This is a genomic window from Parazoarcus communis, from assembly GCF_003111645.1.
In the GTDB taxonomy this organism is placed as follows: Bacteria; Pseudomonadota; Gammaproteobacteria; order Burkholderiales; family Rhodocyclaceae; genus Parazoarcus; species Parazoarcus communis_A.
Genome location: NZ_CP022187.1, coordinates 3,496,353 through 3,516,991, shown reverse-complemented (window position 1 = coordinate 3,516,991; position 20,639 = coordinate 3,496,353). Strand labels below are relative to the sequence as shown.

Below are 20,639 nucleotides of genomic sequence, written 5' to 3'. Positions count from 1 at the left end.
ATGCTTAGTTCAGCAGGCGGGCCGACCGACCTCGGCCGCCCGCCTCGCCCCGCACACGGGAGCTGCGCATGGACGGGATTTTCATCAGCTATCGCCGCGAGGACTCATCGGGTTACGCAGGCCGCCTCTATGACCGGCTCGCGGCCCGCTTCGGGCGTGAGCGCGTGTTCATGGATGTCGAAGGCATCGACCCCGGCACCGACTTCATCGACGCCATCGACAGCGCGGTCGCCTCATGCACCGTCCTGCTGGTGCTCATCGGCCCCAAATGGCTGGGCGAGGACATCGGCAACGACAGTCGCCGCATCGACGACCCCCACGACTTCGTCCGCCTCGAGACCGCCGCCGCGCTGAGACGCAAGATCCGCGTGCTGCCGGTGCTGGTCAATGATGCGGAAATGCCCGGCGAAAATGCGCTCCCGCCCGACCTCAAGGCGCTCGCACGACGCCAGGCCATCGAGATCAACCACAAGCAGTGGGATGCATCGACCGGCGAAGTCCTGAAGGCACTCGATCGCATCTTCGGTACCGACAAGCCGCGCTGGCGCCTGCCGGCGATCATCGGAGCGACCTGCGTCGCGCTCGCAGCGGGTGGCTGGCTGTCATGGCAGAAGCTGGCGATTGACGACACCACACGCCCGCCCAGCAGCGTTCGCGAACCGGGAGACGCAGTCACCGACCACTCCACCCCCACCCTGCTCGCCGCAGCGGAACCGCCTGCCCCTGCGCCCCCGGCAGCCGCCACCGGCGGGGCCAGCGCGGGCACACAGCCACCAGCGGAAGCCCCCGCCGAGCCGGCGGTCACTGCACCGGTCGCCGCACCGCCAGCCGCAGCTGCTGCCCCGGCCCCCGCAGCACCCACCCCCGCAGCAAAGCCCCGCGAAACCACTGCGCCGCCAAAGCAGCCTGCACCCAGGCCCGCGCAAGCCACCAAACCCGCCGTCACGATCAAGCCAAAGCCCGAAGCTGCCGCGCCCCAGCCTGCGATCGTCACCCGGCCTGAAGCAGCGCCAAAACCGGCTCCTGCGCGCCCGGCGCCGGAAGCCGTCGACAGCCGCCTGCCGCGCGCGGGCGAAAGCTGGGTCTATCGCACGCGCGGACTGTGGGCAACCAGCCCGAAACGCACCGTCGTCGTCACCGTAAGCGCGCAGGACGGCACCGCAGTCACCGAACGCATGCAGGACACCGAGCCATCCCCCGGGCCTGCCGGCAGTCAGGTCAGATGGCGCGGCAGCGAAGCACACATTGCCCATGCAGGCGGTCTCGGCAGCGAGTTCAGTCCCTTCATCGGCGCCTTCACCGAGTTGCGGGAGGATATGTCATGGCGCGGCATTCCGACCCCCGATCTCGATGGCAACTGGGGCGGCTGGTACGGCACAGGCGAAGTGATCGGACGTGAAACCGTCCGCGTACCGGCCGGCAGCTTCGACGCCTGGAAGGTCGAAGTCTGGAGCACCCGCCACGCCACCGGGGGTCCGACCATCGCCGGACTCGAACCGGTGCGGATTCACTTCCTGATCTGGTATGCCCCAGGCGAGAAACGCTACGTGAAGATGCAGCGCACACTGGCCTCCGCACTTGGCCGCGATCTGGAGAAGGACACCGTTGAACTGGTCAGCAGCTCGCCATGAGAATAGGCTTGCAGGAGATTGACACCAAAACAGAGCCTATGACTTTCGAACGAGAAACACGCAGCGCGACAGTGCTGCAGTCCACCGGCAACCTGTTTGCCGACCTTGGCGCCCCCGAAGGTGGTGAAAAGTTTCTGCCGCTGCTGCAGACCGACACCACCTGCGTCGAACGCATCGCCTCCCACGGCAGCGCGAGCCCACCCGGCTTCTGGTACGACCAGCCCGACGACGAGTGGGTCATGATCGTGACCGGTAGCGCGGAGCTCGCTTTCGATGACGACAGCCGCATGTCCATGCGACCGGGTGACTGGGTGACCATCCCCGCCCATTGCCGCCATCGCGTCGAATCCACCGCACCCGACACCGTCTGGCTCGCCGTCCATGTCCGCCACCTGCCCGCAACAGTGTCCTGCGCCTGAGGCTGGGCCGCACCGGCTCCCCGCCGCGACGCAGGCCTGACCCGCCTTCAGCGCTGCGGACCGAGCTCGCTGAGCGAGAGCTCCCACCGGCTCAGGGCATGGCGCAGCAAGGTCTGCTCAGGTTGCGTAATCCGCCCGTCCGCCTTCGACAGCACCAGCATGGCCTGGCAGGTAAGAGCCCGCAGGGACGGATCGGTGACGCGATCGAGCATGTGCTCAACCTGTTCAAGGTCCAGCAGGCGCATGGCCTCTGCACTGCCGCCACGTGCCAGCAGCTGCTGACAGTGGTCGATGACGGCCTGAATCAGCACGTCGCGGGGAATCCCGAGCAGCGCGGCGATATCGTGCCTGTCGAGCGCCTCCACCTCGCGGTTGGCGAGCTCTCCGTCCGAGATCAGGGTCAGCGCGACCAGACGTGCGGCAATCGTGCGTTGTTCGTTCAGCGGGATATTCATCGAAAGTATCTCCATTAAATGTCGGACGGTTCGACCCCGCCCCCGTGCGCCGGGTTCAACGCGTCCACTTACATCCCCAGGAACAAGGACATGTGGCGTAAGGCACGGGTCGATGCATGCCGACACATGTATAATTCGCGGGCTTCTGTCAGGCGAGCAGTTTCCCGCACCGGCCGCCTGTCGCGCGACACATCTTGAGCCTCGGCCACCCCTGTCAACATTCGGTCCGTCCGACCTCCTGCACCAGAACCACCATGTCCGCATCAGGCCCCGCTCCCGGCTTCCGCCCGTTTCTCCGTCACCTCGCCCTGAGCGCATGCGTGCTGGTGCTGGGCGCCTGCGCCACTGCGCCACAGCGCCCGCCAGATCTTCAGCGCGGCGACTTCCGCTATGCAATCGAGCGCGCCCGCTGGCTGATCGAGCAGGAGATGGCGGACAACAGGGTCACCGGACTCTCCGTCGCACTGGTCGACGACCAGCGCGTGGTCTGGTCCGAGGGCTTCGGCTACGAAGACGCCGAGCGCGAGATTGCCGCCACGCCGGACACCCCTTACCGGCTCGGGTCGATCGCCAAGGTGCTCACGGCAACCGCAGCCATGCAGCTTGCAGAAGAGGGCCGCATCGACATCGACCGTCCGCTGCGGGACGCGCTGCCCGCATTTTCGGTGCGATCGCGCTTCGACAATGCTGCGCCGATCACCCCCCGCAACATCATGCATCACCACTCCGGCCTGCCCGCCAACCACCTGAGCGGCATGCTGACCACCTCGGCACCTGCGCCCTTCACCAGCCTGGTGGACGCGGTGCGCAACGAATACGTCGCCTATCCGCCCGAGTTCATCTTCGGCTACTCCAACCTCGCGGTGAGCCTGCTGGGCGCGGCAATCGAGCATACCGCCGGCATCCCCTTCGGTGAGCATCTGCAACAGCGCCTGCTGAACCCGCTGGGCATGGTGAATACGCGCTTCGAGTCGAAGCCTGCGCTCAAGGTCTACAACAGGCACGAGGAGATCGACGCACTGGCGCTGCGCGACCTGCCCTCCGGCGGGCTGGTATCGAACGTCGACGACATGAGCCGCTTCATGCGCTGGGTGTTTGCCGACGGCCGTGCCGGCGGGCAGCAGTTGCTCGGCGCCGACAGCCTTGCCGAAATGCTGCGCCCGCAGAACGCGCATGTTCAGCTCGACATGGGCTTTCGCGTCGGGCTGGGCTGGCTGCTGTCGGGCATCGAGATCCGCAACGCGGGCACCGTTGCCAGTCACGGCGGCACCCTGCTCGACTCCCACAGCATGATGGTGGTGCTGCCCGAGCACAAACTCGGCATCATCGTCGCATCCAATTCAGCTACCTCGCAGGGCGTGGTCAAGACCGTCGCCACCGAGGCGCTGAAGCTGGCCCTCGAAGCCAAGGCCGGCATCGTTCAGCCCGAGCCGGTGCCGGCCTCCAGCGCCGACGTGGCCCTGCCACCGGAACAGCTCGCACGCTACTCGGCGTGGTACGACTCGATGGTCGGGCTGGTCAGGGTGCGGCCGGGTGACGATGCGCTCGACGCCAGCGTGATGGGCCATACGCTGCAACTGAAGCCGCGTCCGGCCGGGCAGTTTGGTCTGCGCTACAAGCTGTTCGGCATGATCCCGGTGCAGGTCAGCGCCTTCGATGGCATCCGCGTCTCGATGAAGAAGGTGGCAGACCGCGACGTGCTGGTGGGGCACTTCGGCGACGACACCATGCTCGTCGGCGAGCGCCTGAAGCCCGCCCCCGTGCCGCAGCGTCTGCTCGACTATGTCGGCGAATACCGCATCGTCGGCCAGAAGCTGGGGATCATGCCCGACCGCCTCGCCCTGCGCCTCGAGGACGGCTTGCTGGTCGGCGAGTGCAGCTTCTCCGAGCTTCCCGGCTTCGTGCTGCGCATCGGCCTCAACCCGATCTCGGACACCGAACTGCTGGTTTCGGGGCTTGGCACCGGCAAGGGCGAAACCATCCTCGCCACCAGCGCGGGCAAGGAGAAGGTGCTGCTGTTCTCCGGTCTCGAACTGCACAAGATCACCAACTGACCGGCCCTGCCAGTGAAGAACGTTCTCGTTGTCCATTATTCGCAGAGCGGCCAGCTGTCGGATGTTGTGTCCGCGATGCTGCGCCCGCTCGAGGACGCCGGCGTCCGGGTGCACCAGGAAGTCCTGCGCCCGCAGACGCCCTTCCCCTTCCCGTGGCCCTTCTTCCGCTTCCTCGACGCCTTTCCCGAGTCGGTGCGCCTCGATCCGCGGCCGAATCTGCCGCTGACGGTGGCGCCGGACACCGATTTCGACCTCGTGATCCTGGCCTGGCAGGTGTGGTACCTGTCGCCCTCGCAGCCGGTCACCGCCTTCCTGCAAAGCGACGAAGGCAAGCGCCTGCTGGCGGGAAAGCCGGTGGTCAGCGTGGTCGCCTGCCGCAACATGTGGATGACGGCCTACGACAAGCTCGTAACGCTGCTCGGTGCCGCCGGCGCGCACCTCACGGATCACGTCGCCTTCACCGACAACGCCCACCCGCTGGCAACCTTCATCACCACGCCGCGCTGGATGTTCACCGGCCGCCGCGACCGTTTCTTCGGCCTGCCTGCCGCCGGGGTCACGCCAGCCGAGGCTGCTGCTGCAGCACGCTTCGGCCATGCGCTGGTCACGGCGCTGGCGCGGGACGAGGAGCGCAGCGGGGCCCCGATGCTCACCGGCCTGCGCGCCGTCAGCGTCAATCCGCGCCTGGTGGTCAGCGAACGCGCCGGGCAGCGCGCCTTTCGCGTGTGGTCCGGCTTCGTACGCCTGTTCGGCAAACCGGGACAACTGCGCCGGGTGCCGGCGCTCGCGCTGTTTGTGACCTACCTCATCGTCCTGATTATTACGGTGGTACCCTTGAGCCTTGTGCTGCAGCGCAGCTTCGCACCCCTGCTCCGGAACCGCCTCGATGCGCTGCGCGCGCGCTACGAACAGCCCTCCGGTTCGGGCAACGCACGCATGACCGAACATGACTGAACCCCGCTCCGTATATATCACCGCCACGGCCACCTGCCTGCCCAATGCCCCCGTCGACAACGAGGCTATCGAGTCGGTACTTGGCCGCATCGGCGAACGGCCTTCGCGTGCCCGCCGCATCGTGCTGCGCAACAACGGCATCCGCCAGCGCCACTACGCCATCGACCCCGCGACCGGCGCAGCCACCCACAGCAACGCCGGCATGACGGCCGAGGCCATTCGCGGACTGGCGACAGACGGATTTGCGCTCGACGACATCGAATGCCTTGCCACCGGCACCTCGCTGCCCGACCAGCTCATGCCCAATCACGGTGTGATGGTGCACGGCGAACTCGGCAACCCCGCATGTGAAGTCGTCAGCACCGCAGGCATCTGCCTTGCCGGACTCGCCGCGCTCAAGTATGGCTGGCTGTCGGTGCTCGCCGGCAACACGCGCAACGCCGTCACCACCGGCTCCGACCGCCCCTCGGCGGTGCTGCGCGGGAGCAGTTTCGAGGCCGAGAACGAGCACCGCGTGGCCGCACTCGAGCGTCACCCCGAGATCGCATTCGAGAAGGACTTCCTGCGCTGGATGCTGTCCGACGGCGCCGGCGCCTTCCTGCTGCAGGATGCACCGCGCACCGGTGCACGCGCACTGCGCATCGACTGGATCGAGCTCTCGTCGCAGGCCCACGCCCAGCCGGTGTGCATGTATGCCGGCGGCGAGCGCGACGAAGACGGCAGACTGCAGGGCTGGGCCGGGTACGCGCCCGAGGCCTGGGGCAAGGAGTCGATCTTCGCCATCAAGCAGGACGTGCGTCTGCTCAACGAGCAGGTGGTCGCAAGCACGCTCGAAGCGCCGCTGCGCCGGCTGATCGAGCGTCGCCAGCTCCGCGCCGACCGGATCGACTGGTTCCTGCCGCACATGTCCTCGCACTATTTCCGCGACCAGATCGCCGACTGCCTGCGCGGGCTCGGCCTGCCGATCGCCCCCGAGCGCTGGTTCACCAACCTCGCGACCCGCGGCAACACCGGCGCGGCCTCGATCTACATCATGATCGACGAACTGCTGCGCAGCGGCCGCCTGAGCGAAGGCGAGCGCCTGCTGTGCTTCGTACCCGAAAGCGGCCGCTTCTCCAGCGGTTTCATGCACCTGACCGTGGTCTGACGATGGACGCAAACGAAGTTCCACAGGAAGGCAACGCCACCCTCGGCGGCCACCGCAAGGCCATGTACGCGCGCGGCGCCGACGGCCGCATCGGCATCGTGCCTTCGAGCGGCTGGGAGGCCGAGGAAATCGTCACCCTGCAGGCGGTGGAAGACCTCGACCGTCTTGCGGCGGACGCGCGCAAGCGGGCACGTGCAGGCAGCACGTCGCCGCTTGAGTACCACATGTACAAGGCACGCATGGATCTCACCCTGCTGTCCCAGATCAGCGGCATCTGGGCATGGCGGGTGCGCCGTCACCTGCGCCCGGACATCTTTGCCCGACTGCGTCCTGCCCTGCTCGCACGTTACGCCGAGGCGCTGGGCATCAGCGTCGACCAGCTCAAGGGGGTGGATTGAATGCAGGACACCCCAAACACGTTCAGCCACCAGCACGCCTCGCACTGCGAGAGCGGCGTGATGTCGGCCATCGTGCGCCACTACGGCCTGCCCCTGTCCGAGCCGATGGCGCTCGGCCTGTCTTCGGCCGTGTCCTTCGCCTACCTGCCCTTCATCAAGCTCGGCGGCCTGCCGCTGGTGGCCTACCGCATGCCGCCGCGCGCAATCATCCGCGGCCTGCAGAAACCGCTTGGCATCCGCATGCGCACCGAAACCTTCCGCTCCACTGAACGTGGCGAAGCACGGCTCAACAGCCTGCTCGACGAGGGCAAGGTGGTCGGCCTGCAGACCTCGGTGTTCTGGTTGCCGTATTTCCCCGACGACATGCGTTTTCACTTCAACGCCCACAACGTGCTCGCCTATGGCCGCGACAGCGCCAGCGGCGAATACCTGCTGTCCGACCCGGTGTTCGAAGAGCCGGTGCGCTGCGCACCGGCCGACCTCGCCCGTGCGCGCTTCGCCCGCGGCGTGCTCGCGCCCAAGGGCCTGCTCTACTACCCGGAAACACGCCCGAGCGAGCCCGACTGGCGCAAGGCGATTCCTGCAGCCATCCGCAAGACGGTGCGCATCATGCTGCGCGCGCCGATTCCGCTGATCGGCATTCGCGGCATGGAGCGGGTGGCGCGCGCCGTCGAGCGCCTGCCCGCGACTGGCGATCTGCAGAAATCCAAGCTCTTCGTCGGCCACCTGGTGCGGATGCAGGAGGAAATCGGCACCGGTGGCGGCGGTTTCCGCTACATGTACGCCTCCTTCCTCGAAGAGGCCGCCAGCCTCGCGGCGCGTCCGGCGCTGGCCGAACTGGCCGGCGAACTGGTCGAGATCGGCGACGGCTGGCGTGAGTTCGCGCTCGCCACCGCGCGCATGATCCGCGACCGCGACCCCTTCGATCCGGCCCGTCTGGCCGCCCTGCTGCGCCAGCAGGCGGCCCGCGAAAAGACCTTCTTCGGCAGCCTCGACCGCGCCATCCAATGATCGCCATCGAGCGCATCAGCCATCGTTATCGCAGCGCCAGCACGGCTGCCCTCGATGCCATCACGCTCGATGTCGGACGCGGCAGTCTGTTCGGCCTGCTCGGCCCCAACGGCGCGGGCAAGACCACGCTGATCTCGCTCATCGCCGGCCTCATCGCCCCGCAGCAGGGGCAGATCAGGGTCAGCGCTCAGACGCTGTCGGACTTCCGCCGCGCCCGCCCCAACGCGATTGCCCTGGTACCGCAGGACTACGCCTTCTACCCCATGCTGACGGTCACCGAGAACCTCGCCTTCTTTGCCGGGGTGCAGGGGCTGGACCGGCATCAGCAGAAAGCCCGCAGCAGCGAGGCCATCCGTTTCGCCCGCCTCGAGAGCGTCGCCAGACAGCTTGCCGGCGAACTCTCCGGCGGCTTGCGCCGGCGGCTTAACCTTGCCATCGGCCTGCTCGGCGACCCCGCGCTGCTGCTGCTGGATGAGCCCACCGTCGGTGTCGATCCGCAGTCACGCCACTTCCTTCTCGACGCCATCCGCGACCTGCGCGACGCCGGCAAGACGGTGATCTACACCAGCCATTACATGGATGAGGTCGAAGCCATCTGCGACCGTATCGCCATCATCGACCACGGCCGGGTGCTCGCCAGCGGCACGCTGGCCGAGGTGCTCGGTGCCGGCGAGTCGCAACTGCTGCTCCGCCTCGACCGCGATCTGCCACAGCCGCTGCTCAAGCGCTGGGAGGCAGCGCATACGGTCACGACGCAGGGCGCGAACAGCATCTGCCTGACCCCGGTCCCTGCCGCCGCGCTGCCGCAGATCCTGCGGGATCTCGCCGCGCACGGGCTCACGCCGCTGGCCCTGAACCACGGCCAGCAGAACCTCGAGCAGGTGTTCATGCACCTGACCCGGCGTTCGCTGCGGGACTGAACAATGACTGCAGCCCGCGCCCTGATCCGGCTAGCCGCCCTGTGGCGCAAGGAAGCGCTTGCGCTGCTGCGCGATCGTCACGGGCTGGCCGCCCTGTTCCTGATGCCGGCCATCTTCATCCTGGTGATGTCGATGGCACTGCGCGACGCCTTCGTACCCGGCGTACCCGCCGATCTGGGCTACGCCATCGTCGACCTCGACCGCAGCGAAGCCTCGCAGGCGCTGGAGGGACAGCTCGCCGGCATCGACCTGCTGCGGGAGTTCGGCACCCTGGACAGCGAGCAGACCGGGCGCGAAGCGGTGGCGGACGGTCGGATTGCCTTCGTACTCGTGGTGCCGCGAGGCTTCGAACACGCGCTTGGCAGCGCCGCCAGCGCAGGCCATGAAGCGGCAGGCGTGCGCCTGCTCGCCGACCCCACGGTGCCGCTGGCCGTGCGCAACGGCTTTCGCCAGCAGGTCGAAGCCGAACTCACCCGCCTGCAACTGAGCACCCTGCTCGCGCGCATCGGGCGCAGCCTGTTGATCCCCGAACTGCGCGACGTGGCGGGCAAGGCACCACCCCTTCCGGTCGTGGTCGAAGCCGTTCGCAAGCCCACGCTCGCCGACGGGTCGGAAAGCGCCGCCCCCCTGCCTTCATCGGTGCAGCAGAACGTGCCTGCATGGCTGATCTTCTCGATGTTCTTCGTCGTGGTGCCGATCTCTGCCGTCTTCATCGCCGAGCGCCAGCACGGCACGCTGCAGCGCCTGGCCACGCAGCAGGTGTCCTTCGGCCTGATCCTCGCCGGCAAGCTGCTGCCCTTCTTTGTCGTCAATCAGGTGCAGGCGGTGCTGATGGTGCTGGTCGGACGCTATCTCGTACCGCTCGCCGGCGGCGAAGCCCTCACCCTGCCCACGGGCGCCGCCTCGCTGCTCGCGCTGTGGCTGATGAGCGCGGCGGTCAGCGTCGCCGCCGTGGCCTGGGCCCTCCTGATTGCCAGCAGCGCGCGCAGCACCGAGCAGGCCACCGTGATCGGCGGTGTCGGCAACATCCTGATGGGTGCGATCGGCGGCATCATGGTGCCGAAATTCGTCATGCCGTCCGGCATGCAGCCCCTGACCGACCTGTCGCCGATGGCATGGGCGCTGGACGGCTTTCACCGCGTGATGTTGCGCGGCGGCGCCATCGCCGACGTCCTCGGCCCCGCCGCCGCACTGCTATCCTTCGGCCTCGCGGCGCTGGCCGTCGCGATCCTGCTGAACCGGCGCGCCCTGCGCGCGCTCCGCTGACGAGCCAAGATGAACGATCTCAAACATGCGATCAAGCAACTGATCGTCGATGCCTGTGACAAGGACTGCGACCCGGCGTCGATCACCGACGACGAAATCCTGTTCGGGCCCGAAGCACCGCTGGCGCTGGATTCGCTCGACGCCCTGCAGCTGTCGATGGCCATCCAGAAGAAATACGGCCTGCGCCTGACCGACAGCAAGGAGACACGCCGCATCCTCTCCAGCGTCAGCAACCTGGCCGAACAGCTCGACGCCTTCATCGCCAGCCGCCCATGACGCGGACCGTGCGGATAGCCGCCGTCGCACACTGCTCGACGCTGGGCCAGCGCGCGCACGAGGCCGCCGCCGCACTCGCGCGCCCGGCCTGCGCCCCCGGCGAACGCAAGGTACTCGGCGAAGCCTGGCCCTGGTTCGCAATGGCGGTGGATGACGCCGACTGGAGCGCCCGCGCATGCACCGCCATCACCCGCGTGGGCAGCGACCTTGCGCAAGCCCTGCCGGCAGCGGACTGGGCCGGCACGCCATTGTTCGTCGCCTCATCCTCGCTGCAGATGGGGGCGCTCGAGCACGCCGCGCGCACGCGAGGCGCGATCGACATGCCGGCCGATGCCGCGGCCTTCCCGCAGCAGGTCGCCGACTGGCTCGGCATTGCGGGTACGCCATGGACGGTGTCCACCACCTGCACCTCGGGCTTTGCCGCGATCGATGCCGCAGCCAGCCTGATCCGCCAGGGCGTGATCGACCGCGCCCTCGTCATCGGTATCGAGCTGGCCAACGACACCACGCTGGCAGGCTTTGCCGGACTCGGCCTGCTCGCGCGCCAGGCGGGCGAAAAGGGCCTGGTGCTCGGCGAAGCGGTGGCCGGCGTGCTGTTGAGCGCGAACGCAGACAGCGGCTGGGAGCTTGCCGCCTGCCGCCTTGGCGTCGATGGTCATTCACCCACCGGCCCCGCGCCCGACGGCCGGGTGATTCGCGCCACCATGAATGCGGCACTGGCCGATGCCGGACTGCGCGCCGACGACATCGACCTGCTCAAGCTGCACGGCGGGGATCTCGCCGCCACCGCCGAGGCCGAAAGCTGCGCAGTGAGCGCGGTGTTCGGCGACGCCCGCCCGTCCACCATCAGCTTCAAGCACCGTCTCGGGCACACGCTGGGCGCAAGCGGCGTGGCCGAGCTCAGCCTGCTGCTGGCGGTGCTGGATGGCCGGGCGCAGCCACCCCGGCACCTCCTGCTCAATCTCGTCGGCTTCGGCGGCAGCATTGGCGCCCTCGTGCTCAGGGCGTCGCCAGCCGCCACGTCGGCGCAGACGAAGGAACCGTGCACGGATGAGGGCACACGGCCCATCGCCGCACACGAATGCGCCCGCATCGCGCTCGCACTCGACAGCGCAGAACTGAACGCGCGTGCGCGCGCCGTTGCCGCTGCGATCTCCGCACCGCCGCTGCGCCGCGCCGGCGCGCTCGCCGAACTGTGCCTCGCAGGGGTCGATGCCTGTGCCCCACCGGATGAGCATGCCGGCTCCACCGCGATCCTCGTCGCCTCGCGCAGCGGCCCGCGCCAGGCCTTTGCGCGCGTGCTCGAAGACCTGTGCCTGCGCAGCGAAGCGCCCATGCCCTTCGATTTTCTCGCCACCCAGGCGGTGCTCGCCGCCCTGCCCGTGCAGAAGCGCCTGCCCGGACTGGATGCCTTCTATTACCTGCCCGGCACGGACGACAGCGCCCTGCTGTGGCAGCGCATGGCGCAGCTCGCCAGTGCCTGGCTTGCCTGTGGCCGCCATCGCCATGTGCTGATCGGCATCGTGGAACCGGGCGCGGCGCAGCATCGCTGCGAATGGCGTCGCCTCGGCGGCTGAAACCACGCTTTCGCGCGGCCTGCAGTGATCAGGCCCTGCCTAGACGGATGAATTGATTGCATATTTTTCCAGCGCGGGGACATATAACCCTTATCTGGACACTGGAAATGCCGCACAATCCGGGTAGAACAAGCCTGCCTTCGGGCACCGCCAACACAGAGAGCTCCGAACATGCGCGTAACCCTCGTTCATCCCGCCGGGTTCAACTTCGTGCCCGGGCAGCCCGATTTCTCGGTCCTCGCCAATCGCATGGCGCCAATCGGCATCCTGCAACTGGCTTCGTGGCTGGAGAAACACGGCCACCCCACCCAGCTCCACGACTGCCTCGGGCCTTACGCCCCCCCGTCGCTGGAAGCCAACATCGAGCAGATTCTCGCCACAAAGCCTGAACTGGTCGGCTTTTCCGCAACCACCTCGGGTTTCATGGATGCGGTGGACATGGCCGCCGAGATCAAGCGCAGGCATCCGCACATCAAGACCTTTTTCGGCAACGTCCATGCCTCGTCGGTAGGCGGACCGCTGCTCGACCACTTCCCCGAGATCGACTACCTGTGCATCGGCGAGGGCGAAGGCGCCATTCTGGATGTGGCCGAAGGCATGGCCGACAAGGACATCGCCAACATCATCTACCGTGACGGCGGCGGCAACATCGTGATCAACCCGCGTCGTGCGCGTATCCTCGACCTCGACGAACTACCCTTCCCCGCCTACGAGAAGCTCGCCGGCTTCCCGCATGGCTACCACCTGCCGCTGTTCTCCTACGAGAAGCGCTGGGGCGCGACCATGATCACCTCGCGTGGCTGCCCCTACACCTGCTCGTTCTGCGACCGCACGGTGTATGAGCGCCTGTACAAGTACAACTCGGCGCAGTACGTGCACGACCACATCCGCCACCTGCGCGACAACTTCGGCGTGCATCACATCAACATCTACGACGACCTGTTCACCGCACACAAGAAGCGCATCCACGAACTGTGCGAACTGCTCATCTCCCAGCCGCTCGGCGTGGATTTCAACTGTGCGATCCGCACCGGCCACACCTCGGACGAAATGCTCGCCCTGCTCAAGCGCGCTGGCGCGCTGATGGTGTCGATGGGCATCGAGTCGGCCGATCCGGCGATGATGGAAAGACACAAGACCGGCGTCACCCTGGACGCAGTCAGGAAGACCGTCGAGCAGATCCATGCCGCCGGCTTGCGCGCCAAGGGCCTGTTCATCTTCGGCCTGCCGGGCGAAACGCCCGAAACCCTGAAGGCGACCAGCGACTTCATCCTCTCGCTCGATCTCGACGAGATGAACATGACCAAGTTCAGCCCGATGTACGGCGCACCGATCTGGGACGAATGCGTGTCCGGCGCCGAGGGCGAGTTCGACGAGGACTGGCGCCTGATGAACTGCCTCAACTTCGTGTTCAAGCCCAAGGGCTTCGAATCGCGCGAAGAAATGGACGCACTCTACAACTGGCATGTGCGCCGCTACTACGACAGCAAGCCCTACCGCCGCCGCTTCTCGAAGAAGCTGTGGCAGCACCGCTGGAGCCTGTGGCACGTGGTACGCCACCTGCCGCAGATCATCCAGGCCGCGCGCTACTTCAGCGCCGGCAAGGCCGAACTCGAAGCCGCCAAGCACAGCTTCGCACCACACCCGCGCCAGCCACGCGGCCTGTCGCCCTTCCTCAGCCCCGAACTGCAGGCCGATGCGATTGCCGCGATGTCGCCGGTCAAGGTGTCGCGCAAGCCCAGGCCACAGCTTCCGCCCTCAGCCGGCCGCATCATCGAGATCGCGCAGTCGGCCTGAGTCCGGGTGGAAACATCAGGTAAATCCGGGCCTTGCCCCCTGTCACTGGCGCCACAAAAAAGCGAAAATTCACCCTTGGCGCCAGACGCCAGTTAACATTCCCCCTTTGCACCCGTCGCGACCCGACGGCCAGCCCGCGCGCAGGCCATCACGAAGCGCACCGGGACCGAACGTTTCTGCCAGTTGATCCATGATGACCGACACCACATCCTCCTCCGCTGATGCTGCACTGCTGACCGAAGTCGCGGAGCTGATCGTTTCTTCCCTCAACCTCGAGATCGCCGCCGGCGAGATCGAAGCCGATGCGCCGCTGTACGGCGAAGGGCTGGGGCTGGATTCGATCGACATCCTTGAAGTCGCGCTGGTCGTATCCAAGCGCTTCGGCTTCTCGCTGCGCGCCGACAACGAGGACAACCTGAAGATTTTCTCTTCGCTGCGCAGCCTGGCCGATTACATCGCTGCCCACCGGGTATCCTGATGACCCGCGGCATGCGCCTCGGCCGCACCTTGCTGCTGGCCGTCGCGTTCGGCGCCTATCTGCTGCTCGCCCACCTCACCACCGCACCGGACCAGCCCAGCACGCTTGGCGCCCTGGTGGCCGTTGTGCCCTACATGGCGATCGCCTTCGGGCTGGCAGTGCGCAGCAAGCATCGTGCACTTGCGCTGATGCTGTGGACCGCCGTTGTGGTGCTGCTGTGGCGCGCCTGGCCACTGGTCGAATCGCGCTTCGAATGGATCTATTTCATCCAGCACTTCGGCGCCTTCTCGCTGCTGGCGATCGGCTTCGGGCGCAGCCTGTCCGATGGCGCCGAGCCGATGATCACCCGCTTCGCACGCATCGTCCACGGCAGAGAGCTGGCGCCGGCGCTGCTGCGTTACACCCGGCGCGCCACGCTGGCGTGGACCCTGTTCTTCGTCGCCATTGCGGCGACATCCACGCTGCTGTTCTTTGCAGGTTCGATGCAGGCCTGGTCGCTGCTGATCAACCTGCTGACCCCGATCCTCATCGCCGCAATGTTCGTCGTCGAGTTTGCAGTGCGCATGGCCGTGCTCCCGCCCGCCCTGCGCACCGGCCTTGCCGACTCGGTACGCGCCTTCATCCATGCCTCGCGTGGTGTCACGCCACCTGCAGCCTGAGCTCAACCCGTGTCCAGCTTCCCCCTCGTTTCGCACACCGACCCGGATGCCGTCGTCGCCCGCCGCCATGGCGAAGCGATCAGCCTGCGCCGCTTTCTCGCCGACATCGAGCGGGTTGCCGCAGTGCTGCCCGACTGCGGTCACATCCTCAACGTATGCACCGACCGCTACCGCTTCGCCGTGGGCCTTGCCGCCAGCATGATCTCCGGCAGGGTCAGCCTGCTGCCGTCGACCTACACGCCTGAAACCCTGCGCCATCTCGCCGCGTTCGCGCCCGACTGCCAGATTCTGACCGATGGCGACCCCGCTCAGCTGTCGCTGCCGACGGTGCGCTTCCCCGCCCTGTGCGAGGCGCAGGACGTGCCCGCCACGATGCCTGCCATACCCCGGCTCGATGCCGCGCAACTGGTGGCCTGGGTATTCACCTCTGGCTCCACCGGCACGCCGGTGCCGCACCGCAAGACCTGGGGTCGGCTGGTGATCAACGTCCGCGCCGAGGGCGTCGCGCTCGGGCTCGATCCCGCGCGGCCCGCCACGCTGATTGGCACGGTGCCGCCGCAGCACATGTACGGATTCGAATCCACCGTGCTGGTGGCCTGGCAGAGCGGCGCCGCGTTCGACGCCGGCCGCCCCTTCTACCCGGCCGACATCGCTGCGGCCCTGGCCAGCACACCGGCGCCAGCCGCCCTGATCACCACGCCCTTCCATCTGCGCACCCTGCTCGACGAAGGCATCGACCTGACACCGGTCGCACTGGTCGTCTCCGCAACCGCCCCGCTGCCGCTGGAGCTGGCCCAGGCGGCAGAAGAACGCCTGCAGGCGCCGCTGCTCGAGATCTACGGTTCCACCGAAACCGGCCAGATCGCCACTCGGCGCAGCGCGCAGACCGAGCAATGGACGCTGTTTCCCGATATCCGGCTCGAGGACCGCGACGGTCAGACCTGGGCAGACGGGGGCCACATCGAGATCGCCGTGCCGATGTCCGACGTCATCGAGCAGACCCGCAACGGTCGATTCCTGCTCAGGGGGCGGAACGCCGACCTCATCAACATCGCCGGCAAGCGCACCTCGCTCGGTTACCTCAACCAGCAACTGCTGGGCGTGAGCGGTGTGCGCGACGGCGGCTTTCACCTGCCAGACGGCGAACGCGATGGTCACATCACCCGCCTCGCCGCCTTCGTCGTCGCACCCGGCATCGACCCGGCAAGCCTGCGCGCCGCCCTGCGCGAGCGCATCGACCCGGCCTTCATGCCGCGTCCGCTGATCTTTCTCGATGCCCTGCCGCGCAACGCCACCGGCAAGCTGCCGCGCGACACCTGTGAAGCCCTGCTGCAGGCGCACCGCGCCAGCCGGGAGCAAAGCGCATGAGCCCCGGACGCTGCGCGCTGAACATCGCCCCCGACCACCCCGCCTTTGCCGGCCATTTCCCGGGACAGCCCATCGTGCCCGGCGTGGTGCTGCTCGACGAGGCAGCCTGCGCGCTGGCGCGTGCGCTGCAGCTCGAACGCCCGCTGTGGCAGGTCGGAAACGTCAAGTTCATCCGCCCGGTGGGTCCCGGCGAGGCCGTGTTCCTGAACTGGAAGGCACCTGCAGCGAGCGGCGCCATTGCCTTTGCCATCGACACGACGGACGGTCAGGCGGTGGCCAGCGGCAGCTTCACCCCTGCGCCCAGCCCCGCAGCAGACCGATGAGCGCGCGACCGACCTCCGAGCGCGCGGCAAGTGTGCCCGCCAGCGCCGAGTGGGCGAGACAGCCCGAGCGCAGCAACATGGCCATGCTGCGCCTGATGGCCTGGCTGTCGCTGCGCCTGGGGCGTCCCGCAGGGCGCGTCGTGCTGCACCTGATCGCCGCCTATTTCTTTCTCTTCGCCCCCTCCGCACGGCGCGCCTCACGCGCCTACCTGCCGCGTGCGCTCGGTCGCCCGGCACGTATCGGCGACGGCTACCGTCAGGTGTTCAGCTTTGCGGCGACGATTCACGACCGCGTTTACCTGCTGAAGGACCGCTTCGACCTGTTCGACATCCGTATCGAGGGCGAAGCATTGATCCGCGACCAGATCGCCAGCGGCGAAGGTGCGCTGCTGTTCGGCGCTCACGTGGGCAGCTTCGAAGTGATTCGCGCAATCGGTCGCACCCAGCCCGGACTCAAGGTCGCGCTGGCGATGTTCGAGGACAATGCGCGCCGGATCAACACCCTGCTTGCCGCACTCAACCCCTCCGCCAGCCCCGAGGTGATTGCGCTGGGCAAGCTCGACGCCATGCTCAGAATTCACGCCCGGATCGAGGACGGCGCACTGGTGGGCGTGCTCGCCGACCGCAGCCTGGGTGACGAAATGCGCAGACCGGTTAAACTGCTCGGGACCACCGCCGATCTGCCGATCGGCCCGTTCCGGATGGCGGCCATGCTCGGCGCCCGCATCATCTTCATGGCCGGCCTGTATCACGGTGGCAACCGCTACACGATCCGTTTCGAACCGATCGCCGATTTCAGCGCGGTCGGACGTCACGACCGCGAAGCTGCCATCGATGCCGCCATGCAGGCCTACGCTGCGGCACTCGAACGCTGCTGCCATGACGCGCCGTCAAACTGGTTCAACTTCTTTGATTTCTGGAACGACTTCGGTCCGACCGGATCCGCTCAATCACGATGACCGTCCGCCTGTTTGCACTCCTGATCGGACTCCTTGCCGGCCCCGCCCATGCCGCGGGCTGGGATGTCGCCGAGCTGATGAAGGCCCTCGCCGCCAATGGCGGCGGGCGGGTGCGCTTCGTCGAAACCCGCCACCTGGCCATCCTCGACCAGCCCCTGAGCACGACCGGCGAACTGGTCTACCGAGCGCCGGCCAGGCTCGAGCGCCACACCGAAACGCCGGTGCGCGAGTCCATGGTGCTCGATGGCGACACCCTGACCCTCACCCGCGACGGCAAGACCCACAGCCTGCGCCTGCGCGACTACCCGGAAATCGCCGCGCTGATCGCGAGCATCCGCGCCACGCTGGCCGGTGACCGCAAGACGCTCGAGCGCAGCTATGCCTTGTCGCTGTCGGGCAATGCCACGCAGTGGGCGCTCGATCTGCTGCCGTCCGATCCGGCGGTGGCGAAGGTGGTGTTGCGCATCAGCATCAGCGGCAGCCGGGGCGAAGTGCGCGCGGTCGACATTCTCCAGGCCGATGGAGATCGCTCGGAGATGCGTATCGAGCCGGTACCGCGATGAGCATGCGCCCGCGCCTGTCCGCCTTCCTGATGTGGCTGGCCATTGTCGGCGTGCTGGCCACGATCGTTGCCCGCGCCAGCTTCACCGCCGACATGTCGGTGTTCCTGCCCCGCAGCCCGACCCCGGAACAGCAGCTGCTCGTCGACCAGCTGCGCGACGGCATGGTGTCGCGGATGACCCTGATCGGCCTGTCAGGCGGCAGCATCTCCAGGCGCAGCGAGGTGTCGCGCAGGATGGCCGCAGCCCTGCGCGCCGACGAGCGCTTCGCCGCGGTCAACAATGGCGAAGCGGTACACCTCGAGGCCGACCGGCGCTGGCTGTTCGAGAATCGCTACGCCCTCAGCAGCGCGGTCACCCCGGAACGGTTCAGCGTCGACGGCCTGCGCAGCGCACTGCAGGATTCGATAAACCTGCTCGCCTCCCCCGCAGGGCTGCTCGCCAAACCCCTGCTCGCCCGCGACCCCACTGGCGAGCTCATGCAGCTGCTGAGCGCACTCGACAGCGCGGAGCAGCCGCGGCGCGATGGCGACGTGTGGATCTCGCGCAATGGCGACACCACCCTGCTGCTGGCGATGAGCCGCGCCTCCGGCTCCGACATCGACGCCCAGGAGGCCGCGATGAACGCCATCCGCGCCGCGTTCGACGAGGCCGTCAGCGAGTACGGCAACAACCGGAACGGCAACGCCATCCGCCTCGACATGACCGGGCCCGGCGTGTTCTCGGTGCAGTCGCGCACCACCATCAAGGATGAAGTCACCCGCATCGCCGCCATCGGCAGCAGCCTGATCATCGTCCTGCTGCTCATCATCTACCGCTCCGTGCCGGTGCTGCTGCTCGGCCTGCTGCCGGTGATCACCGGCACCCTGGCCGGCATCGCCGCGGTGAGCCTCGGTTTTGGCGTGGTGCACGGCCTTACCCTCGGCTTCGGCACCACCCTGATCGGCGAGGCGGTGGATTACGCCATCTATCTTTTCGTGCAGCGCGGGCAGCCGCAGGACAGCAGGAACGGCTTCTGGCCCACCATCCGCCTCGGCCTGCTGACCTCGGCCTGCGGCTTCGTCGCCCTGCTGGCATCGGGCTTTCCCGGCCTCGCCCAGCTCGGCCTGTATTCCCTTGCCGGCCTCATCGCGGCGGCGCTGATGACGCGCTACCTGCTCCCGGCCATGCTGCCGGCCGACTTCAGTCTGCGCGACGTGAGCCCGCTCGGCCGGCGCCTCGCCGGGCTGGTGTCGGCTGCCACCCGCCTGCGCTGGCTGGTGATCACGCTGGCCCTGAGCAGCCTGGCGCTGATCGCGATCCAGCGTCAGGCCATCTGGAACAGCGAATTGCTCGCACTGAGCCCGGTACCGATCGCCGACCAGGTGCTCGACCAGCGCCTGCGCAGCGAACTCGGCGCACCCGACGTGCGCTATCTGATCGTGGTCGACGGGCATGATGCCGAATCCGCACTGCAGGCTGCCGAAGCACTGGCTCCGGCACTGAACCGACTGCAGGACGCAGGCCTCATCAGTGGCTGGGACAGCGCCACGCGCTTCCTCCCCAGCCTGGCCACCCAGCGCGCCCGCATCAACAGCCTGCCGCAGCGCGATGCGCTTTCCGCCCGCCTGCAGGAGGCCAGCGCGGATCTGCCGCTGCGTGCAGAGCGCCTGCAACCCTTTCTCGATGAAGTGGAGGCCGCGCGCCAGCGCCCGCTGCTGAACCGCGCCTCGATGGAGGGCACCTCGCTCGCGCTCGCCGTTGACGCCATGCTGATTGAAACCGACCACGGCGTACGTGCGCTGCTTCCGCTGCGCGCGCCGACCGAAGGCCGCCAGGCGGGGCTGATCGACGCCACGGCGGTGCGCGCCGAACTGGCCACCGCCCCCTCTCCGGCCGATGGTTCGCCGGCGCTCTTTCTCGATCTCAAGCACGAATCCGACACGCTCTACCGCGGCTATCTGGGCGAAGCCATCCAGCTCTCGCTCGGCGGCGTACTCGCGATCCTCGCCCTGCTGCTGGTCTTCCTGCGCAATCCGATGCGGGTCATCCGCGTCGCCCTGCCGCTGGCCGCCTCGATTCTCGTGGTGGTCGCGGCGCTGACGCTGGCCGGCAAGCAACTCATCCTGCTGCATCTGGTCGGCCTGCTGCTGATCGTCGCGGTCGGCTCCAACTACGCCCTGTTCTTCGATCGCGGCGAAGGCGGCAACACCGCGCCCAGCCCGGCCACACTGGCGTCCCTGCTGTTTGCGAATCTCACGACGGTAGCCGGTTTCGGACTGCTGGCCTTTTCCGAGGTGCCGGTGCTGCAGGCCATCGGCATCACCGTCGGCCCGGGCGCCATCCTGGCCCTGGTGTTCTCGGCCATGCTCAGCCCGCGCCGCCCCCTGCCACCCGGCCCCTGAGCC

Annotated in this window: 20 protein-coding genes; 19 read left to right on the top strand and 1 reads right to left on the bottom strand. The window is 67.7% G+C overall.

What is annotated here, in order from left to right; genetic code table 11:
* The first annotated feature begins 68 nt into the window (after window positions 1-68).
* Both CEW83_RS21245 and CEW83_RS16045 read left to right on the top strand, forming a co-directional pair.
* Window positions 69-1,631 carry a toll/interleukin-1 receptor domain-containing protein gene (locus CEW83_RS21245; RefSeq protein WP_199915140.1) on the top strand — a complete coding sequence of 521 codons (1,563 nt, stop codon included), beginning with the start codon at window positions 69-71 and terminating at the stop codon, window positions 1,629-1,631.
* Between the two features lie 38 nt (window positions 1,632-1,669).
* On the top strand, window positions 1,670-2,050 hold the full coding sequence (locus CEW83_RS16045; protein WP_108950236.1) for a cupin domain-containing protein: 381 nt from the start codon (window positions 1,670-1,672) through the stop codon (window positions 2,048-2,050).
* A 47-nt stretch (window positions 2,051-2,097) separates the two neighbouring features.
* On the opposite strand, the gene CEW83_RS16040 is transcribed toward CEW83_RS16045, so the two are convergent.
* A complete protein-coding gene (locus tag CEW83_RS16040) occupies window positions 2,098-2,505 on the bottom strand; it encodes a hypothetical protein (protein ID WP_199915139.1) in 408 nt (135 codons plus the stop codon).
* A 254-nt stretch (window positions 2,506-2,759) separates the two neighbouring features.
* On the opposite strand from CEW83_RS16040, the gene CEW83_RS16035 reads away from it, so the two are divergent.
* The 17 genes from CEW83_RS16035 to CEW83_RS15960 all read left to right on the top strand — a co-directional run bounded on the left by CEW83_RS16035 (window position 2,760) and on the right by CEW83_RS15960 (window position 20,636).
* Window positions 2,760-4,559 carry a serine hydrolase domain-containing protein gene (locus CEW83_RS16035; RefSeq protein WP_108950234.1) on the top strand — a complete coding sequence of 600 codons (1,800 nt, stop codon included), beginning with the start codon at window positions 2,760-2,762 and terminating at the stop codon, window positions 4,557-4,559.
* A 12-nt stretch (window positions 4,560-4,571) separates the two neighbouring features.
* A complete protein-coding gene (locus CEW83_RS16030) occupies window positions 4,572-5,513 on the top strand; it encodes a hypothetical protein (protein ID WP_108950233.1) in 942 nt (313 codons plus the stop codon).
* Complete coding sequence (locus CEW83_RS16025) at window positions 5,506-6,660, top strand: beta-ketoacyl-ACP synthase III (RefSeq protein ID WP_108950232.1); 1,155 nt, start codon at window positions 5,506-5,508, stop codon at window positions 6,658-6,660. The genes CEW83_RS16030 and CEW83_RS16025 overlap by 8 nt, the downstream gene beginning before the upstream one ends.
* Before the next feature lie 2 nt (window positions 6,661-6,662).
* The gene (locus CEW83_RS16020; RefSeq protein ID WP_108950231.1) at window positions 6,663-7,058 is read left to right on the top strand and encodes a hypothetical protein; all 396 of its coding nucleotides are present in this window, start codon (window positions 6,663-6,665) and stop codon (window positions 7,056-7,058) included.
* A complete protein-coding gene (locus tag CEW83_RS16015) occupies window positions 7,059-8,069 on the top strand; it encodes a BtrH N-terminal domain-containing protein (RefSeq protein WP_108950230.1) in 1,011 nt (336 codons plus the stop codon). It begins immediately after the preceding gene.
* Window positions 8,066-8,989 (top strand): ABC transporter ATP-binding protein, encoded by a 924-nt coding sequence (locus tag CEW83_RS16010; protein WP_108950229.1) that lies wholly within the window; start codon window positions 8,066-8,068, stop codon window positions 8,987-8,989. The genes CEW83_RS16015 and CEW83_RS16010 overlap by 4 nt, the downstream gene beginning before the upstream one ends.
* Before the next feature lie 3 nt (window positions 8,990-8,992).
* On the top strand, window positions 8,993-10,255 hold the full coding sequence (locus tag CEW83_RS16005) for an ABC transporter permease (RefSeq protein ID WP_108950228.1): 1,263 nt from the start codon (window positions 8,993-8,995) through the stop codon (window positions 10,253-10,255).
* A 9-nt stretch (window positions 10,256-10,264) separates the two neighbouring features.
* Entirely contained in the window at window positions 10,265-10,531 is a 267-nt protein-coding gene (locus CEW83_RS16000; protein ID WP_108950227.1) for a phosphopantetheine-binding protein, read from the top strand.
* Window positions 10,528-12,108 (top strand): beta-ketoacyl synthase N-terminal-like domain-containing protein, encoded by a 1,581-nt coding sequence (locus CEW83_RS15995; protein ID WP_108950226.1) that lies wholly within the window; start codon window positions 10,528-10,530, stop codon window positions 12,106-12,108. The genes CEW83_RS16000 and CEW83_RS15995 overlap by 4 nt, the downstream gene beginning before the upstream one ends.
* Window positions 12,109-12,279: 171 nt before the next feature.
* Window positions 12,280-13,905, top strand: coding sequence for a B12-binding domain-containing radical SAM protein (locus CEW83_RS15990; RefSeq protein WP_108950225.1), 1,626 nt, complete (start codon window positions 12,280-12,282; stop codon window positions 13,903-13,905).
* Between the two features lie 193 nt (window positions 13,906-14,098).
* The gene (locus CEW83_RS15985; RefSeq protein ID WP_108951472.1) at window positions 14,099-14,383 is read left to right on the top strand and encodes a phosphopantetheine-binding protein; all 285 of its coding nucleotides are present in this window, start codon (window positions 14,099-14,101) and stop codon (window positions 14,381-14,383) included.
* Complete coding sequence (locus CEW83_RS15980) at window positions 14,383-15,042, top strand: hypothetical protein (RefSeq protein WP_108950224.1); 660 nt, start codon at window positions 14,383-14,385, stop codon at window positions 15,040-15,042. The genes CEW83_RS15985 and CEW83_RS15980 overlap by 1 nt, the downstream gene beginning before the upstream one ends.
* A 9-nt stretch (window positions 15,043-15,051) precedes the next feature.
* The gene (locus CEW83_RS15975; RefSeq protein ID WP_199915138.1) at window positions 15,052-16,410 is read left to right on the top strand and encodes an AMP-binding protein; all 1,359 of its coding nucleotides are present in this window, start codon (window positions 15,052-15,054) and stop codon (window positions 16,408-16,410) included.
* Window positions 16,407-16,733: a 3-hydroxyacyl-ACP dehydratase FabZ family protein gene (locus CEW83_RS21240; RefSeq protein WP_199915137.1), complete on the top strand. Its 327-nt coding sequence runs from the start codon at window positions 16,407-16,409 to the stop codon at window positions 16,731-16,733. The genes CEW83_RS15975 and CEW83_RS21240 overlap by 4 nt, the downstream gene beginning before the upstream one ends.
* Window positions 16,730-17,692, top strand: a complete 963-nt coding sequence (locus tag CEW83_RS15970; protein ID WP_108950223.1) for an acyl-CoA synthetase — start codon at window positions 16,730-16,732, stop codon at window positions 17,690-17,692. The genes CEW83_RS21240 and CEW83_RS15970 overlap by 4 nt, the downstream gene beginning before the upstream one ends.
* Window positions 17,689-18,255: a LolA-related protein gene (locus CEW83_RS15965; RefSeq protein WP_108950222.1), complete on the top strand. Its 567-nt coding sequence runs from the start codon at window positions 17,689-17,691 to the stop codon at window positions 18,253-18,255. Before CEW83_RS15970 ends, CEW83_RS15965 begins: the two co-directional genes overlap by 4 nt.
* On the top strand, window positions 18,252-20,636 hold the full coding sequence (locus tag CEW83_RS15960; protein WP_108950221.1) for an MMPL family transporter: 2,385 nt from the start codon (window positions 18,252-18,254) through the stop codon (window positions 20,634-20,636). Before CEW83_RS15965 ends, CEW83_RS15960 begins: the two co-directional genes overlap by 4 nt.
* Window positions 20,637-20,639 lie beyond the last annotated feature (3 nt).

What these genes read in the sequence shown, in the direction of transcription:
- CEW83_RS15995 (WP_108950226.1), top strand. Translation starts at nt 10,528, where the DNA reads ATGACGCGGACCGTGCGGATAGCCGCCGTCGCACACTGCTCGACGCTG.
- CEW83_RS15985 (WP_108951472.1), top strand. Translation starts at nt 14,099, where the DNA reads ATGACCGACACCACATCCTCCTCCGCTGATGCTGCACTGCTGACCGAA.
- CEW83_RS16045 (WP_108950236.1), top strand. Translation starts at nt 1,670, where the DNA reads ATGACTTTCGAACGAGAAACACGCAGCGCGACAGTGCTGCAGTCCACC.
- CEW83_RS21245 (WP_199915140.1), top strand. Translation starts at nt 69, where the DNA reads ATGGACGGGATTTTCATCAGCTATCGCCGCGAGGACTCATCGGGTTAC.
- CEW83_RS15970 (WP_108950223.1), top strand. Translation starts at nt 16,730, where the DNA reads ATGAGCGCGCGACCGACCTCCGAGCGCGCGGCAAGTGTGCCCGCCAGC.
- CEW83_RS16005 (WP_108950228.1), top strand. Translation starts at nt 8,993, where the DNA reads ATGACTGCAGCCCGCGCCCTGATCCGGCTAGCCGCCCTGTGGCGCAAG.
- CEW83_RS16025 (WP_108950232.1), top strand. Translation starts at nt 5,506, where the DNA reads ATGACTGAACCCCGCTCCGTATATATCACCGCCACGGCCACCTGCCTG.
- CEW83_RS21240 (WP_199915137.1), top strand. Translation starts at nt 16,407, where the DNA reads ATGAGCCCCGGACGCTGCGCGCTGAACATCGCCCCCGACCACCCCGCC.
- CEW83_RS16040 (WP_199915139.1), bottom strand. Translation starts at nt 2,505, where the DNA reads ATGAATATCCCGCTGAACGAACAACGCACGATTGCCGCACGTCTGGTC.
- CEW83_RS15960 (WP_108950221.1), top strand. Translation starts at nt 18,252, where the DNA reads ATGAGCATGCGCCCGCGCCTGTCCGCCTTCCTGATGTGGCTGGCCATT.
- CEW83_RS16000 (WP_108950227.1), top strand. Translation starts at nt 10,265, where the DNA reads ATGAACGATCTCAAACATGCGATCAAGCAACTGATCGTCGATGCCTGT.
- CEW83_RS16020 (WP_108950231.1), top strand. Translation starts at nt 6,663, where the DNA reads ATGGACGCAAACGAAGTTCCACAGGAAGGCAACGCCACCCTCGGCGGC.
- CEW83_RS16015 (WP_108950230.1), top strand. Translation starts at nt 7,059, where the DNA reads ATGCAGGACACCCCAAACACGTTCAGCCACCAGCACGCCTCGCACTGC.
- CEW83_RS16010 (WP_108950229.1), top strand. Translation starts at nt 8,066, where the DNA reads ATGATCGCCATCGAGCGCATCAGCCATCGTTATCGCAGCGCCAGCACG.
- CEW83_RS15980 (WP_108950224.1), top strand. Translation starts at nt 14,383, where the DNA reads ATGACCCGCGGCATGCGCCTCGGCCGCACCTTGCTGCTGGCCGTCGCG.
- CEW83_RS15990 (WP_108950225.1), top strand. Translation starts at nt 12,280, where the DNA reads ATGCGCGTAACCCTCGTTCATCCCGCCGGGTTCAACTTCGTGCCCGGG.
- CEW83_RS15965 (WP_108950222.1), top strand. Translation starts at nt 17,689, where the DNA reads ATGACCGTCCGCCTGTTTGCACTCCTGATCGGACTCCTTGCCGGCCCC.
- CEW83_RS16035 (WP_108950234.1), top strand. Translation starts at nt 2,760, where the DNA reads ATGTCCGCATCAGGCCCCGCTCCCGGCTTCCGCCCGTTTCTCCGTCAC.